Here is a 15,882-nt window from a genome sequence, read left to right as displayed (position 1 = left end):
TTGTGAAAATACGTCGTCATATTTCACGCTGTATCTGCCGGGTTATTGTTTCTGTACGTAAAAATAAATCTGCGTATCAAATGCCGGGCCGGAGATAAAGCCGGTGACATTTTTACCAATAGCCAGTTGTTCATTCTGCTGGACGATAAAAATTTGCGGCGAATCTTTTAGAAACTCGCGCTGAAGTTCGATATAGCCGGCGACGCGTTTGGCCTCATCACGTTCATAAGCAAGCTCCACGAGCTTTTCATTTCTGCCGGGTTCCCAGTAGGCGCGCCAGGCGCTTCCTTTACTGACCGAATTATCGCCGTTGTCGGGGTTGTAAAGAATAAAGTCGGTGGTGGAGTGCGGATCGTTATAGTCATGCGACCAGTGATGAAGCGTTATTTCAAACTGGCGGCCGCGGAAACGGGACCGCATCTGCACCGGATCTACCACTTCAAGAGTCAGACGCACGCCGCCCTGGGCAAAACTTGCCTGCAAGGCCTGAGCGACATCCAAATACGGATAGGTGTTGGCGACGTTAAGTTTAACCTCGAAACCGTTGGGATAACCGGCTTCGTTCAGAAGCGCCTTGGCCTTTTTTACATCCAGCCTGAAAGGCTGTTCGTCGAGCGCGCCGAGAACGCCATTGGGAATAAATGTCTGCCAGGGAATATAGGTATCTCCGAGAAGATCATGGCTGATTCCCTGGTAGTCAATAAGCAGGCGCAGTGCTTCACGTACTTTCGGGTTGGTAAGCGGTGTGCTTTTCTGGCTGAGCGTAAGGTAAAGCTGCGTTACTTTCGGCTGTTGCTGCAAAACTATTTGCGGATTTTTTGCCAGCTGGCGCACATGTTCCGGCAGCAGATCGCGGGCTATATCCGCATCGCCTTTTTCCAGCAGCAGGCGCTGCCCTGCGGCTTCCGGCACATGGCGGATAACAACCCCTTTCACACCGGGCGCTCCCTTGTAGTAAGCGGGATTGGCCGTAAGCGTCACGTTTTCACCCGCGTTCCACTTTCTGAGTATAAACGCGCCGGAACCGGCGGAACGCGTCTTCAGCCACTGGTGGCCCAAATCTCCGTTTATCTCATGCTTAAGCACTTCTTTTTCGTCCACAACGGAAGAGATACCTGCCGTAAGCGTATTTAATACCAGACTCGGCGCCCACGCTTTATCAAGGTGAAGAACAAGTTTGCCATTTTCAACGGTGACTTTTTCGTCAACGTTTTCAGGCGTCCATCCATATTGGGCAAGAATAAAGGCGGGAGTAAGGCCGAGCTTTATTACCCTGCGTAGAGAAAAAGCCGCGTCTTCCGCTCGCACGGGATTACCTGAGTGAAATTTCAGGTCAGGACGGATGGTAAAATAGATCGTTTTCCCGTCTTCAGAAAAGGTCCAGTCCTGAACAACTTCGCCGCGTAGTTTGCTGAAAGTTTCAGGGTTGTAGGAAATCAGCCGCGAATAGACATTATTTATCACTTCCCCGCCGGAAGGCTCAAATACCTGAGCAGGATCGAGAGAAACGATATCCGTAATACTTTTCGCCACGACCAGCGTATCTTGCGGTGTTTTGGCATCGGCGGATGCTGTCGATAACGACAGCATAAGGACCAACGACAGGCCGATAAACCTTATAAGGTTATTCATTATGTTCCCCAGTATCACTGCTTGTGAATATTTTTCAAAGCCAACGCGACCGCCGTGCTTATATTCTCTTCCGTTATAAATCTCGCCTTGGCATAGTGCCGGCCGCCATTATCTGATTTATCTATTTGCTAATTCTATAAACAAATATACGAAGTCAATTTTTAGAGTGTTGCTGATAGGCAAGCAGAACTATAAAATTACATGATATAAATAACCGCTATTATGCAAACTATAAATATTATTTTTTGCTGATAAAAGTTGATTCATCGCTAAAGCGATAGCGCATTAATCGATCAACTAATGAAAAATGGTGTAGAAATAGAGGACGGACTCAGCGGATGAGGAAAAACTTTCGAAATTAAATTGGCGAATGGTTGACCTGCCACAAAAATAGCATTTGTTTATCTAATTTTCGAATTTCTCTTTGAATACCCAGATTGGCATATTTCCGCTATGACAAGATGCCTTCCCTGATAATGCGGGAAGGATTTTTAAAATAAAAAACATGCGGAGGTTCGTTTGAACCGGAATTTGGCATCATATTTGAAAATACTTTCAACAGGGATATTCTTTGCGCTTTCTGCTTCTCAACTACACATAGGAACCGTCGCAGCGGCGGAGAAAACGCTGATCGTCGGGCGATACGCTCCGGTGGAGTCCCTGGATATCGCCAGCGTTTTTGACGTCAGCGTCTATACCGCGGACCAGATTTTCGAGCCTCTCTATATCGTGGGAGAGGACGGTCAGCCCAAGCCCTGGCTGGCGTCGTCCTCCGCGGACAGTGACGGCGGACTGACGTGGACGTTCAAGCTACGGCCTGGCGTCAAGTTCTCCGACGGCAAACCGCTGAATGCGGAGGACGTGGTGTTTTCTCTGCAGCGCCACGTCGCCAATGGCAGCGGTATTCCTCTGCTGGCGCCAATCGCGTCGATAACCGCACCCGACGCGGGTACGGTGGTCATCAGACTTAAAGAACCTTATCCGGCGCTGCTGGCGGACATTAGCGCCGTATCCAACGGCATCCTTCCCGCCAACTTCGGCGGCGCCGGGGAGGAGGCGTTTTTCAAACATCCAGTCGGCACCGGTCCGTTCGCCTTCAAATCCTGGGAGCCGGGCGGCACGGTGACGCTGAAGAAGAACGCGAACTACTGGAATCCAGGCAAGCCGTTCTTCGACGAGATCGCCTTTACCGTGGTCCCGGATGAGAATCAGCGCGTACAGCAACTGCTGGCCGGCCAGATCGATGTCATTGATAACCTGCCGCCGGTGCGCTACGCCGAATTGACGAAAAACGCCGATGTGACCGTTTCCCGAGGGGAAAGCTGGGTCATCCAGATACTGCAGTTCAATACCAAAGACCCGCATTTCTCCGACGTGCACGTGCGCCGCGCGGTGGATCTGGCGATCGATAGGGCTGCACTGGCGAAGGCGACGAGCTACGGTACTTCGGTACCCGGCGCCTCTCTGTTGCCGCCGACTTCGGCTTTCTTCGATCCCGATACGCCGCTGCCCGGCTACAGCCTTGAAAAAGCCAAAGCCGAACTGGGCCGTAGCGCCCACCCCGACGGTTTCTCGACGACCATTTTCACGCCCAGCGGGGATCAGCTTCGCGCTCAGCAGGCCCAAATCATCCAGAACCAGTTGGCGAAGATCGGTATTACGGTGAAAATCGAGTCGCTCGATCCGGCGGTCATCCGGGAGAGAACGCACGCCGGCGATTATGCATTCCGCCTGCAGGAGTCGATCAGCGATGTCAGCGACCCCAATATTTTCCTCTCCTACCATCTGATTCCGGCGGACGGCGGTTCCGACAGCTACTGGACCTTCTACGACAACCCGCGGCTCACCGATATTCTGCGCCGCGCGCGCGTCGAGCAGAATGAGGCGCGGCGCGGCGAACTGTACCGGGAGGCGCAGGCAATAATCGCCGCGGACGCGCCGATTATCCCGCTCGTTTATCAAAGCCGTCTCATCGCCGTTCGCAGTAATGTCGAAGGCGTCGTCGCTATTCCCAACGGGGCGACCCGGTTTGATTCCGCCAGGTTCAAATAAATGTCCGTGTGGAACAGTAATGTCGCCCGGCAACTGCGGGAGCCGTTATTGCGCGCCGCCTTTACCACCGCCGGCGTGGTCGTGGCGACGTTCCTTATCCTGCACATTATTCCGGGCGACCCGGCGCAGATGATTCTGGGAGATCGCGCGAACAACGAGGCAGTGCAGGGGCTACGCGATTCTCTCGGACTTAACCGCCCGCTGCTTGAGCAGTTCCGGGCGTTCGTCCTGGGGATAGCGACGCGCGGCAGCGTGGGCGACTCTTTGGTATACCGGGTTCCGGCAAGCCAGCTGGTCCTGGGGCGGCTTCCCGTCACGCTCTCTCTGGTGGCGCTGTCGACGTTCTTCACCATCGTGCTGGTTGGCGCGCTGTCGATTTTTTCCGCGCTCAACGAAGGCCGGGCGGCCGATCATCTAATCCGTTCGCTGTCGACGCTGGGTGCGGCCATGCCGGTGTTCTGGGTGGCAATCATCCTGATTCTGCTGTTCTCGGTCCATTTGCGCTGGTTTCCCGTTGGCGGGATAGGGCGACAGGGGTTTTTCAACAGTCTGGTCCTGCCGAGTTTCACCGCGGCGGTTACGACGGCGCCGATACTGGTGCGCAGCCTGCGGACCCAACTGCTTGAGGTCATTAACGCAGATTTTGTCACTATGCTTCGGGTGAGCGGCGTCTCCCAGGCGCGGATCCTATTCCGCCACGTCCTGCCCAACTCGGCCGTACCCGCCCTGATTCTGCTGGGTATCAACATCGGCGGCATGCTGGGCGGCTCCATCATTCTGGAACGGGTTTTCGCGCTGCCGGGCGTCGGTTCCCTGCTGTTCGACGCGATAGCGAAGCGGGATTTTCCGCTGATACAGACGATTGCGCTCTTCTCGGCGTTCGGCGTGGTGGCGGTGAGCCTGCTGACCGACGTCTGCGTCCGTTTTCTCGATCCGCGTGCGAGGCCGGTGGAATGACGGAACATATAGAACAACGCGAGCAGAGCGCCATCGGCCATGAAATGGGCACAGACGTCGGCGCGCAGCACTACGGTAAACGGCGGCGCATCTCCTCGACCCTGATCGCCGGACTGACGATCGTGGTGCTGATGGTTGCCGTCGCACTGCTGGCGCCTTTCCTCGCCACCCACGATCCCATCGCCCAGGACCTGGAGAACCAACTGGCGGCGCCGTCGCTGGCGCACTTTCTCGGTACGGACCATCTTGGCCGGGACGTCTGGTCGCGGCTGGTATACGGCGCGCGCACCGATCTGCGCATCGGTTTTTTTGCCGCGCTGGCGCCGGCGCTGGCCGGCACCGTAATCGGCGCCGTGGTCGGCTTCAGCGGCGGGCGGCTGGAATGGCTTACGATGCGTATCGCGGATTGCCTGATCGCCTTTCCTTTTTACCTGGTCGTCCTTATCGTGGTATTCGCCTTCGGCTCGGGAGAGGCGGGCATCTACATCGCCTTCGCTCTGGTCGGCTGGGTACCCTATGCCCGGGTGCTGAGTGCCGGCACCGCCGACTGCCGCCGCAGAGAGTGGGCGGTGGCGGCCCATGCCGCGGGGCTCGGGCGCGCGAGGATCATCGCCGTCCATATTTTGCCCAACGTTATCGCTCAGCCGCTGGTGATATTCGTCTCCGATATGGTGTATGTCATCGTGGCCATCATCACCCTTGGCTATCTGGGACTGGGAATTCAACCGCCGACCCCGGACTGGGGATCGATGATCGCCGACGGTCAGTCATTCGTCACTACGCTCTGGTGGGTTCCGGTTATTCCGGGGCTCGCCGTCGTCTTTACCGGCATCGGCCTGTCCCTGCTCGCGGACGGCATCGCCGAATTATTAAGGTTGGAGTGATGACGCAACATCTTCTCGACATCCGCCGTCTGAGTTTGCACGACCAGAAGGCGGGAGGCGCTCTGTTGGTGAATGAGGTCTCGTTCGCCATTGAGGCGGGGGCGAGTCTGGGCATCGTCGGCGAGTCCGGCTCCGGCAAAAGCCTCACGCTGCGAGCGCTGATCGGCTGCCTGCCTCGCGGTATAGCCCTGGCCGGCGGCGACGTCTGGGTGGACGGCGTCCAGGTGGTGCAGGCGGGGCGCGAGGTGATAAAGGGGAGGGGAACGCCTTTCGGTCTGGTGTTCCAGAATCCCGCCGGCGCGCTGGATCCTCTGATGCGGATAGGAAAGCAGATCGCGGAAATACACCGTGCGACCACGGGAGACGGCCGGGCGCAGTCAATGGCGGCGGCCATCGAGCTGATCCGTCAGGTCGGTATCGATGAACCCGAACGGCGCGCGCGGGCCTACCCGCACCAACTATCCGGCGGACAGCGCCAGCGCATTATTCTGGCTATCGCGCTGGCGAAGAAACCGCAGATCCTGCTGTGCGACGAGCCGACGACGGCGCTCGACACGGCGACGCAGGCGCAAATCCTCGAACTAATCAACACCATCAGACGGCAGCAGAACATCGCGATTATTTTCGTCAGTCACGATCTCTCCGTCGTTAGCCGGCTCTGCGAGCATATCTGCGTGATGCGCTACGGCGAGATTGTCGAGTCAGGCCGCACCGAGGCCGTCATCAATCACCCGGTCCATCCCTACTCGAAGATGCTGATAGGCTCGCAGCTGCTACTGCAAGGGGGTTGGGCATGACGTCACCGTTGCTGAGACTCGAAGCGATATCCGCGCAGTACCGGCAGACGGAAGCGCTGAGAGCGATCGACCTCGACCTGCCGCCGGCCACCATTACCGGGATCGTCGGCCGCTCCGGTTCGGGGAAAACGACGCTGGCGCGGGTGATAACCGGCGAGGTGCCGCCGCTAAAAGGCAGGATTCTCTGGCAGGGCATCGAACTGGGCGCATGCCGCTCGCGCGAGCAGCTGCGGCGTATTCAGACCGTTTATCAGGATCCGTACGCCTCCCTCAATCCGCGGCTGAGCGTCGGCGGAACGCTGACCGAACTGCTGACCGTTATCCGCGGGTTCGATAAAAAGTCCGCCCGCGGGGAGGTGGAAAAATTACTGGAGCAGGTGCATCTTCCGGCTTACGTGGCCGCCGCTTTTCCGGCGCACCTGTCGGGTGGACAACGGCAACGCGTCGCGATAGCCCGGGCCCTGGCGGTCGGCCCGCAGCTGCTTATCGCCGACGAGCCGACCTCAAGTCTGGATGTTACGGTACGCACCGCGATACTGGACCTCTTCAAAGAACTGCGCGACCGGTTGGGGCTGACCATCCTGTTGATTTCACACGATCTGCTGGCTATTCGTTATGCGTGTAACGGCATCGCGGTGATGCATGAGGGCCGCATCGTCGAGCGCAGTAGCGCCGAACGGATATTCAGCTTTCAGGCGACGGAGGAGGGGGCGCGGCTGGTCAGGGCCATCCCGCGGCTGCGCCGTCAGGCATAGCTATCCTGGAAGAAAGAAAATCCGCAGCCCGACGGGGAGGCCGGTCGGGCGGGCGCTCGGGTGGTGATATATCCACCGGATGCAACCGGTTTGCCGCGCTTTAGCGTCTGTGGAAACCATCTAGGCCCGGTAGGGCGATGCCATAAACGGAGTAACGATGACGGAAAATGTAAATTGGCTGGCGCGGGATCGCAATGCGGTGCAACACCCTAGCGAATACGCCGAGGGAGAGAAAGTATTGCTGGTGCGCGGGGACGGCGCTCGCCTGTGGGACGTGGACGGCCGCGAGTATATCGATGTCCACGCGGGAGCCTGGCTGACTCAGATCGGCCACGGCAGGAAAGAACTGGCCGCGGTGGCCGCTGAACAGATGACCCGGCTGGCGCATTTCACCATCGCCTGGGATTTCGCCAACCTTCCGACCATCGGGCTGGCCGAACGGCTGATCGCCCGGGCGCCTGCGAACATCGGCAAGGCAAGGTTTATGAGCTCCGGCTCGGAAGCCGACGATGAGGCGCTGCAAATCGTTCGGCTCTATCACTACCGCCAGGGCAACCCGCAGCGGCGCAAGGTTCTTGTTCACCGCGGCGCGTTCCACGGCCGCACCTATGCCGGGGCGGAGCTCGCGGGCGGACGCCCCGGGATCGGCGGGGCGACGCCCGATATCATCCAGCTTACGCCTGCGCGGCCCTACCACCGGGAACTCTACGGCGACGAGGATCTGACCGATTTTTGCCTGCGAGAGCTGGAGCAGGCCATCGCCGAACACGGCGCGGAGAATATCGCCGCCATGTTCGGCGAGCTGATCGTCGGTCCGGGGGGCGTTATCTCGCCGCCCGACGACTACTGGCCGCGTATCACGGCGGTGCTGAAGCAGCACGGCATCCTGTTCGTCGCCGACGAGGTGGTGACGGCCTTCGGGCGTGCCGGCGCCTGGTTCACCAGCAACGAATTCGGCATAGAACCGGATATCATCGTGCTCGGTAAGGGCATCGCCAGCGGCTATATGCCGATAGCGGCTCTGCTGCTCGACGGGAAGGTCGCCGAAGTGGTGGCCGGCACGGATAGCGGCGGCTCGTTTGCCGGCCATCTCGCGGCGGCGGCCGTGGCCTCCGCCAGCATCGACATCATTGAGCGCGAGAATCTGATCGAGAACGGACGCGCCCGCGGACGGCAGTTCCTTGAGGAGCTTGCTTCCCTGGCATCCTCGCCGCTGGTAGGGGAAATCCGCGGCCGCGGAGCGCTGGTCGCCCTGGAGCTGGTTACCGACAAGACGACCCGGCAATCTCTTATCGATCGGGATCCTGCCCTGAAAGCCGAGATTCGGCGCTATGCGCGGCAGCGGCACGGAATCATTCTCGGCGTGCACGGCGGGGCGATCACCTTGGCGCCGCCGCTGGTCATCACCACCGAGCAGGTGAGCAAAGTAAGCCGTGCCGTCTATGACATAGTGGCGCACGTCGAGAATGTGACGAGTGGGCGCCGATAAGACATATATTCAAAATGAATATATAAAAATATCATTATTACGATATTGACCACTGGGTATACTCCAATTATGTCTGCGATAACGCAGGCATCTCACTCCTTTTGGGGAATATCGTATGCGCTACCTGATTAATAAAATTTATCAAAAAACATCTCGCGCTCTGTTACTGGCCGCTACGGCTGCAGTGGCGATCGGCGGCGCGGCGGCACCGCTGAATGCCGCATGGGCGGCAGATAAAACCACCGTTAAAGTCGGCATTATCAGCGGCGAAGATGAGGACGTATGGCGCGAAGTGGTAAAGCAGGCGGCGGCAAAAGGGCTGACGGTAATCCCAGTGGTATTCAATGACTATAATCAGCCCAATGAAGCGCTGCAGAATGGCGAAGTGGATGCCAATGCCTTCCAGCATCAACCCTTTCTCGACAACCAAATCAAAGTGAACCACTACGATATCGTGCGCGTCGGCGACACCGCGGTCTGGCCGATTGGCCTCTATTCGAAAAAAGTGAAATCCGCCGCCGAACTCAAGGAAGGGGCGGTAGTCGGCGTGCCCAACGATCCGGCTAACGAAGCGCGCGGCCTGCTCCTGCTGCAGCAGGAAGGCGTTATCAAACTGAAACCGGGCGCCGGAATTTTCGCCACCATCGCGGACGTGACCGAGAACCCGCGTAAGCTGAAAATTAAAGAGCTGGATTCCGGGATTATCGGCCGCTCGGTTCCCGACCTTGATGCCGCCATCGTCAATACCGACTGGGCGCTGAAAAGCGGCCTGACCGCCGAAGATCGCATCGCGCAGGAGCCGGTGAAAGACAATCCGTATAACAATTTTATCGCGGTGAAAACAGAGAACGCCGATGCGCCATGGGTGAAAACGCTGGTCGGTTCTTACCAGAACGACGCGGTGAAAAAAGTATTTGATCAGGTTTATAAAGGCACCGGCATATCAGCCTGGTAAGGATAGCCGGGCATGAGCGCAATTTTTGAATCCACGGCGCCTTTCAGCGTTGGCGCCGACCAGTCCGCCGGCGGAAACCCGGCGCCGGAAGGCGTCTTTTCCGACGGGGGCGGCGGGCCGGAACCCTTGCAGGACGTGGTGCGCCTGCATCAGGTCAGTCGTCGCTTCGGTAATACCCTGGCGCTGAAATCCGTCTCGCTGACGGTAAAAAAAGGCGAGATACTGGGCATTATCGGCCGCAGCGGGGCGGGGAAATCCACCCTGATCCGCTGTCTCAACGGACTGGAAAAGCCGGATGAGGGGATTATCGAAATCGAGGGGCGGGCGATTACCGCGCTGAGCGAGAAAGCGTTGCAGTCGGTGCGCAGCCGCGTCGGCATGGTGTTTCAGCACTTTAACCTGCTGTCGGCGAAGACGGTTGAGCAGAATATCGCGCTGCCGCTGAAAATCGCCGGTTACGACAAAGCCCGGCGCCGGAAAAGGGTGGCGGAACTGCTGGCGCTGGTCGACCTTGAAGATAAAGCCGGGGCTTATCCCGCCGAGCTGTCCGGCGGACAAAAACAGCGCGTCGGTATTGCCCGGGCGCTGGCCGCCAGTCCGGCGCTGTTGCTGTGCGATGAGGCCACCTCGGCGCTGGATCCGGAGACCACGCGCGCCATTCTGGCGCTGCTGAAATCCCTCAATCAAAAGCTGGGCATCACCATCTTATTAATCACCCATGAAATGGAAGTGATCAAAACCGTTGCTCACCGGGTGGCGGTGATTGACGGCGGTGAAATCGTCGAGCAGGGACCGGTGTGGCAGGTGTTTGCCCATCCGCAGTCGGCGCTGACGCGCATCCTGCTGCGCGGATTGTTGCCGCAGCTGCCGGATAGTTTGGCTGCCCGCCTGTCGCCGCAGCCTCAGGGGGAGGCCATCTACAGCGTACAGTACGCCGGCCAGGAGCGGCAGGGTGATATCCTGACGCGTATGGCGCAGGCGCTGCCCGGCAAGTTTCGCCTGATCCAGGGCGGCATCGACCATATTCAGCATTATGCCGTGGTGCGTTTTTTCTTTTCGCTGCCGGTCGATGACCCGGCGTCTCAACGGCAGGTTCTCGCCTGGTTGCAGCGGCAGCAGGCTCAGGTGGAGTTAAGCGGCTATGTCTCCGGTAATGATTGATCTCTTGTTTAATGCAATTCAGGAAACGCTGATTATGACCTCGGTGTCCGGGCTTATTTCACTGATAGCAGGGCTGCCGTTAGGGCTGATTTTGGTGATGACCAGCGCCGGGGGCGTGGCGGAAAACCGCTGGATTAACCGTTCGCTGGGAATGGTAATTAACGGCTTTCGTTCGCTGCCGTTTATTATTCTGCTGGTGGCGCTGATCCCGCTGACGCGTTTTCTGGTGGGCACCTCGCTGGGGACCTGGGCGGCGATTGTGCCGCTTTCCATCACCGCCACGCCCTATTTCGCCCGGGTCGCCGAAGTGTCGCTGCGCGACGTCGATCGCGGATTGATTGATGCGGTGCGGGCCATGGGCGCCGGCAAACTGCGCATTGTCTGGGATGTGCTGATCCCGGAGGCGCTGCCGGGGATCCTGTCCGGGTTTGTGGTGACGCTGGTGGCGTTGATCGGCGCTTCGGCGATGGCGGGCGCCATCGGCGCGGGCGGCCTGGGAGATCTGGCTATTCGCTACGGCTATCAGCGCTTTGAAACCACGGTGATGGCGGCGGTGATTGCCGTACTTATCGTGCTGGTAAGCGGCATTCAATGGCTGGGCGACCGGCTGGTCGCCCGGGTGGATAAACGCCATTAATACGCCGGTCGCGCCTAAATCATCCATCAGCGTCCGTCGCCGAAGCCTGAGTTTAATCTGGCGATGGTGGACACCCTATTGGTGCAAAGGTCTCACCAGTAAGGTGCAAAAGGACCGCGACCGTAAAGCGAATACATTGCTTTATTGTTCAGTAAGTTAACCTTGTGCCCCGCCAATAAATCTTCTTTGCGTATCGATGGCACTAATCTTGCTAACTATCCTCCTCAGTGTCGTTCGACGGGCAAGCGGGAGCAGGGTGATGAAAAGTATCGATTTGAACGGTGAATCAGGGGGGAGCGGCGGCGCCTGGCGCCGCTGGACGCGTTGCCGCCGCCGGCCGGCGTTGAGGAAATGATGAAGACGGCGGATGAAAACAAAAATGGCAAACCGCTTCTATCGGTCCAGGGGTTGAGCGTCGAGTTCGGCGCCAGCCGCGTTGTGGACGACCTCTCTTTCAGCGTCGCGCCGGGTAAAACCGTTGCGGTGGTTGGCGAGTCCGGCTCCGGCAAGTCGGTCACCTCGCTGTCGGCCATGCGCCTTGCCGATATGATGGGGGCGAAGTTTGCCAGCGGTCGCATTCTGTTTGGTGAAAAAGATCTTCTGAAGGTTTCGCAGAAGGAGATGAGGTCAATCCGCGGCAAGGAGATCGCGATGATCTTCCAGGAACCAATGACCTCGCTGAATCCGGTTTTTACGATAGGCGACCAGATTTGCGAAGTGCTGAGGCTTCATGAGCATATGGACAAAACAGGCGCCGCGGCCGAGGCCAGACGGCTGCTTGATATGGTGCGCCTGCCGGACTCCGCAGCACTGTTGAAGCGTTATCCGCACCAGCTCTCCGGGGGGATGCGCCAGCGCGTGATGATCGCCATGGCGCTCGCCTGCCGGCCAAAGCTCCTGATCGCCGACGAACCCACGACGGCGCTTGATGTGACGATTCAGGCGCAGATCCTCAATATTATGCGCGAGTTACAGAAGAATCTCGGTATGGGGATGATCTTCATCACTCACGATATGGGGGTTGTGGCGGAAATGGCCGACGACGTCGTCGTTATGTGGCAAGGCAGGAAAGTTGAGGAAGGTCCGGTCAGGGAGATCTTCGCCAGTCCGCAGCATCCCTATACCCGCACGCTTCTCTCCGCCGTTCCGCGCCTCGGCAGCATGACCGGTGAAGAATTCCCGAAGCGCATGCCGCTAACAGTAATACAAAACGGCTGGCCGACCGTGATTGGCGAAGAGCGTGTGCAAAACACGGCAAAGTATGACAAACCGTTGCTTTCGGTTAAGGACCTATTCGTCCACTTTAACATCCGCAAGAATCTGCTCGGCAGGGCGACGCATCGCTGCAGCGCCGTCAAGAAGGTAAGTTTTGACATTTATCCCGGCGAAACGCTGGCGCTGGTCGGTGAATCCGGTTCCGGGAAATCGACCATCGGTCGCACAATCCAGCAATTGCAGCCGGCCATCTCCGGTGAGATTGCCTTCAACGGCAAGCGCTATTCTTCGATGACGGCTACAGAGCGCTTCCGTATGCGCCAGGAAGTGCAATACATCTTTCAGGATCCCTTCGCTTCACTTGACCCTCGGAAGAGCGTCGGTTTTTCAATTGCCGAGCCGATCAACACGCACGGTTTGATAGCGGACCAGAAGGCGGTGCGCCGCCGCGTTGACGAACTGCTTGAACGCGTCGGTTTGAGCTCCGGCGTCGCCGGGCGTTATCCGCATGAATTCTCCGGAGGCCAGCGTCAAAGAGTGTGTATTGCCCGCGCGCTCGCCTGCGAGCCGAAATTGATCATCGCCGACGAAGCGCTGTCAGCGCTTGATGTTTCCATCCAGGCGCAAATCGTCAACCTGTTTATGGATCTGCAAGCGGAGCGGGGCCTTGCCTATCTCTTTATCAGCCATGATATGGCCGTGGTGGAGAAGATAAGTCATCGCGTCGCGGTGCTCTATCTCGGCCAGATCATGGAGCTAGGCTCGCGCCGCCAGGTTTTCGAAACGCCGATGCATGACTATACGCGCCGCCTGCTATCCGCCGTGCCGGTCGCGGATCCTACGGTTAAACGCCATACCGCGCTGATTGAAGGAGAAATTCCTAATCCGGTTCACCGCGTCGGCGACGAACCCGCAATCCTTGTCCATGAGGAAATCGGTCTAGGCCACTTTGTCGCTAAAAGCGCCTGAAACATCTGAAGAGGAACAGATAATGACAACGTTTAAAAGGGGACTGACAGCGGCCTTCACGGCGTTTGCTCTGTCGGCCACGGCTTTCGCCACTGTTCCCGCTTTCGCTGCGGGCAAGATGACCATTTCGACGCCGCAGGATCCGGGCAGTTGGGATCCGATAGATACTTTCCTCGTGCAGTGGGCAAGCGTGGCTACTAATATCTTCGACGGTTTAACGTATCGAGGTCCGGATCTCAACGTTGTGCCTGGACTGGCTGAAAGCTGGGAAGAGCTGGATGACGGCAGGCGGATACGCTTCAAGCTGCGCCACAACGTCAAATTTCACAATGGCGAGCCTTTCAACGCCTCAGCGGTAAAATTCACCTTTGAGCGACTGCTCGGCGAACAGGGAGCCAAAGGTCCGCAGCGGTCTAACTACACCTCGATCGATAGTGTCGACGTCATTGACGACTACACCGTCGATATGAAGTTAAAAGCTCCCGATCCGGTGCTATTAACCAAGCTCGCCGGCTATGGCGCCATGATCGTTCCGCCGAAATATATCCAGGAAAAGGGTGAGGACAACTTTAACGTCAACCCGATCGGCACCGGCGCGTTCAAGTTCGTCTCCTACCAGCCGAAGGTCAACGTCAAGCTCGCAGCCAATCCGGATTATTGGGATGGCGCGCCGAAGCTTGCGGAGCTCGAATATCGCTTTATCACCGAGCCGTCGACCGCAGTTGCCGAGCTTCAGGCTGGTCGAGTCGATCTGGTGATCCCTCCGACCATTCCGATCGGTATGATTCCCGTCGTCAAGGGTGATCCCAAGCTGGAGATTGTCAGTGTTCCAAGCCCGAGCGTCGACGCGCTACGCTTCAATACGCGTGATGGCGTTACCGCCGACCTGCGCGTTCGCAAAGCCATCATCATGGCGGTGGACCGCGCCACGATTGTCAAATCGATCCTTGCCGGTCAGGCTTCCGAGATCGCCAGCTTCCAGAGCGCGCTCTCCTTCGGCTACGACCCGAACCTCAAGCCGCTGCCTTTCGATCCGGCAGGCGCAAAGGCGCTTTTGGCTGAGGCCGGGGTAAAACCGGGCGCCACGCTACAAATCGACATTCGCGGTAACGACGCAACCATGAATGAAGTCGCGCAGGTTATCTCCAGCTATCTGTCGATGGTCGGCCTTGCCGCTACCATCAAGCCCTATGAGACCAACGTCATCACCAACGACATCATACCGCAGGGCAAGACCGGAGCCATGTTCCAACAGAAGTGGGGAGGCTGGACTTTCGATTTCGACAACACGGCTTACGCGATGTATCACTCGGGTGAAAAGTGGAACCCGTACGATAAGGACGAGAAGATGGACAAGCTGCTAGAGTCGCAGCGCCCGCTGACCGATCGTGCCGAGCGCGAAAAGATCCTCAAGGAGATCGGCGCCTATGCCGCCGAACGAGCCCTCGAACTGCCGCTTTATAATTCCAACGCCATTTTTGGTATCAATAAGCGCGTTAAGGGATTCGTGGCGCCGCCGGACAACCGTTTGAAACTTAACGAAGTCAGCGTCGACTGATCGGCATTTCATCTGACAAAACGGCCTTGCCCGCGGCGGATAGGGCGAGGTTCACATTTCTCTTCAAGGAAAACAACGTGGTCGGCTTCCTGATTAAACGATTGCTACAGGCTATCTTTGTCGTCATCGCCATTACTCTCGTCGTTTCTTTCGCCATTCGCCTGACTGGCGATCCGGCATTGATGATGTTTCAGGGGGGCGGCAGCATGACGGAGGACGATCTGGCGCGTATTCGTGCGTCGCTTGGAACCGACCGGCCCTTTATCGTCCAATATTGGAACTTTCTCACCGGCCTGATCACACTCGACCTTGGCCGCAGCTTTTCCGGCGGCACCTCTGTTTCGCGGCTGATCGGCGACGCCGTGCCGGCAACCCTGCTGCTGGCCTTTATATCGATGGCGGTTTCGATCGCATTGTCGATCCCTCTTGGAATCAAGGCGGCGACGACGCGCGGCAAACTCGTCGACCAGGCGATCCGTATCCTATCGCTGGTCGGCCTGTCGTTCCCGAATTTCTGGCTTGCCACGATGCTGGTCTTACTGTTTGCCATCACGCTCGGCTGGCTTCCGCCAAGCGGGATGTCGGGCGCCGCTAGTTATGTAATGCCCGCGGTTACCATGGGCGTCATCCTGACCGCAACCAATGTACGCCTCGTGCGAACGGCAATGCTGGAAACTCTGCAGTCGCAATATATCCCCCTCTGGCAGGATAGTTGACACCCCATACTGAAAATCTCAATGGGGGCAACGGAGCCTGATATGAAACGTTATTCACCGGAACGTAAAGCCGCTGTGTTGGCCAAATTACTTCCGCCTTACAAC

Annotated in this window: 13 protein-coding genes; 12 read left to right on the top strand and 1 reads right to left on the bottom strand. The window is 58.0% G+C overall.

Going from position 1 to position 15,882, the window contains the following annotated elements:
- Nucleotides 1–42: 42 nt before the first annotated feature.
- A complete protein-coding gene (locus MFP24_RS13865; RefSeq protein ID WP_249231136.1) occupies nt 43–1,590 on the bottom strand; it encodes an ABC transporter substrate-binding protein in 1,548 nt (515 codons plus the stop codon).
- 585 nt (nt 1,591–2,175) lie between these two features.
- Between MFP24_RS13865 and MFP24_RS13860 the strand changes: the two genes are divergently transcribed.
- The 12 genes from MFP24_RS13860 to MFP24_RS13805 all read left to right on the top strand — a co-directional run bounded on the left by MFP24_RS13860 (nt 2,176) and on the right by MFP24_RS13805 (nt 15,777).
- The gene (locus MFP24_RS13860) at nt 2,176–3,684 is read left to right on the top strand and encodes an ABC transporter substrate-binding protein (RefSeq protein ID WP_249231137.1); all 1,509 of its coding nucleotides are present in this window, start codon (nt 2,176–2,178) and stop codon (nt 3,682–3,684) included.
- On the top strand, nt 3,685–4,641 hold the full coding sequence (locus MFP24_RS13855; RefSeq protein ID WP_249231138.1) for an ABC transporter permease: 957 nt from the start codon (nt 3,685–3,687) through the stop codon (nt 4,639–4,641).
- On the top strand, nt 4,638–5,525 hold the full coding sequence (locus MFP24_RS13850; protein ID WP_249231139.1) for an ABC transporter permease: 888 nt from the start codon (nt 4,638–4,640) through the stop codon (nt 5,523–5,525). The genes MFP24_RS13855 and MFP24_RS13850 overlap by 4 nt, the downstream gene beginning before the upstream one ends.
- Nucleotides 5,525–6,322, top strand: coding sequence for an ABC transporter ATP-binding protein (locus MFP24_RS13845; protein WP_249231140.1), 798 nt, complete (start codon nt 5,525–5,527; stop codon nt 6,320–6,322). Before MFP24_RS13850 ends, MFP24_RS13845 begins: the two co-directional genes overlap by 1 nt.
- Nucleotides 6,319–7,077 carry an ABC transporter ATP-binding protein gene (locus tag MFP24_RS13840; protein WP_249231141.1) on the top strand — a complete coding sequence of 253 codons (759 nt, stop codon included), beginning with the start codon at nt 6,319–6,321 and terminating at the stop codon, nt 7,075–7,077. Before MFP24_RS13845 ends, MFP24_RS13840 begins: the two co-directional genes overlap by 4 nt.
- Nucleotides 7,078–7,234: 157 nt before the next feature.
- The gene (locus MFP24_RS13835; protein WP_249231142.1) at nt 7,235–8,566 is read left to right on the top strand and encodes an aminotransferase family protein; all 1,332 of its coding nucleotides are present in this window, start codon (nt 7,235–7,237) and stop codon (nt 8,564–8,566) included.
- Nucleotides 8,567–8,681: 115 nt separating this feature from the next.
- Nucleotides 8,682–9,521 carry a MetQ/NlpA family ABC transporter substrate-binding protein gene (locus tag MFP24_RS13830; RefSeq protein ID WP_249231143.1) on the top strand — a complete coding sequence of 280 codons (840 nt, stop codon included), beginning with the start codon at nt 8,682–8,684 and terminating at the stop codon, nt 9,519–9,521.
- A 12-nt stretch (nt 9,522–9,533) separates the two neighbouring features.
- On the top strand, nt 9,534–10,682 hold the full coding sequence (locus MFP24_RS13825) for a methionine ABC transporter ATP-binding protein (RefSeq protein ID WP_249231144.1): 1,149 nt from the start codon (nt 9,534–9,536) through the stop codon (nt 10,680–10,682).
- On the top strand, nt 10,663–11,319 hold the full coding sequence (locus MFP24_RS13820; RefSeq protein WP_249231145.1) for a methionine ABC transporter permease: 657 nt from the start codon (nt 10,663–10,665) through the stop codon (nt 11,317–11,319). The genes MFP24_RS13825 and MFP24_RS13820 overlap by 20 nt, the downstream gene beginning before the upstream one ends.
- A gap of 351 nt (nt 11,320–11,670) precedes the next feature.
- Complete coding sequence (locus MFP24_RS13815; RefSeq protein WP_249231146.1) at nt 11,671–13,503, top strand: ABC transporter ATP-binding protein; 1,833 nt, start codon at nt 11,671–11,673, stop codon at nt 13,501–13,503.
- A gap of 22 nt (nt 13,504–13,525) precedes the next feature.
- Complete coding sequence (locus tag MFP24_RS13810) at nt 13,526–15,061, top strand: ABC transporter substrate-binding protein (RefSeq protein WP_249231147.1); 1,536 nt, start codon at nt 13,526–13,528, stop codon at nt 15,059–15,061.
- Between the two features lie 77 nt (nt 15,062–15,138).
- On the top strand, nt 15,139–15,777 hold the full coding sequence (locus MFP24_RS13805) for an ABC transporter permease (RefSeq protein ID WP_249231148.1): 639 nt from the start codon (nt 15,139–15,141) through the stop codon (nt 15,775–15,777).
- The last annotated feature ends 105 nt before the right edge of the window (nt 15,778–15,882 follow it).

Origin of the sequence: Brenneria tiliae, from assembly GCF_023347575.1 — a bacterium.
Lineage (GTDB): Bacteria > Pseudomonadota > Gammaproteobacteria > Enterobacterales > Enterobacteriaceae > Brenneria > Brenneria corticis.
Note: the sequence above shows the minus strand (reverse complement) of the source record. Positions and strands in the feature narration are given on the sequence as shown.

Coding starts and splice junctions, on each gene's coding strand:
- MFP24_RS13865 (WP_249231136.1), bottom strand. CDS start 1,590: ATGCTGTCGTTATCGACAGCATCCGCCGATGCCAAAACACCGCAAGAT.
- MFP24_RS13855 (WP_249231138.1), top strand. CDS start 3,685: ATGTCCGTGTGGAACAGTAATGTCGCCCGGCAACTGCGGGAGCCGTTA.
- MFP24_RS13850 (WP_249231139.1), top strand. CDS start 4,638: ATGACGGAACATATAGAACAACGCGAGCAGAGCGCCATCGGCCATGAA.
- MFP24_RS13845 (WP_249231140.1), top strand. CDS start 5,525: ATGACGCAACATCTTCTCGACATCCGCCGTCTGAGTTTGCACGACCAG.
- MFP24_RS13840 (WP_249231141.1), top strand. CDS start 6,319: ATGACGTCACCGTTGCTGAGACTCGAAGCGATATCCGCGCAGTACCGG.
- MFP24_RS13835 (WP_249231142.1), top strand. CDS start 7,235: ATGACGGAAAATGTAAATTGGCTGGCGCGGGATCGCAATGCGGTGCAA.
- MFP24_RS13830 (WP_249231143.1), top strand. CDS start 8,682: ATGCGCTACCTGATTAATAAAATTTATCAAAAAACATCTCGCGCTCTG.
- MFP24_RS13825 (WP_249231144.1), top strand. CDS start 9,534: ATGAGCGCAATTTTTGAATCCACGGCGCCTTTCAGCGTTGGCGCCGAC.
- MFP24_RS13820 (WP_249231145.1), top strand. CDS start 10,663: ATGTCTCCGGTAATGATTGATCTCTTGTTTAATGCAATTCAGGAAACG.
- MFP24_RS13815 (WP_249231146.1), top strand. CDS start 11,671: ATGATGAAGACGGCGGATGAAAACAAAAATGGCAAACCGCTTCTATCG.
- MFP24_RS13810 (WP_249231147.1), top strand. CDS start 13,526: ATGACAACGTTTAAAAGGGGACTGACAGCGGCCTTCACGGCGTTTGCT.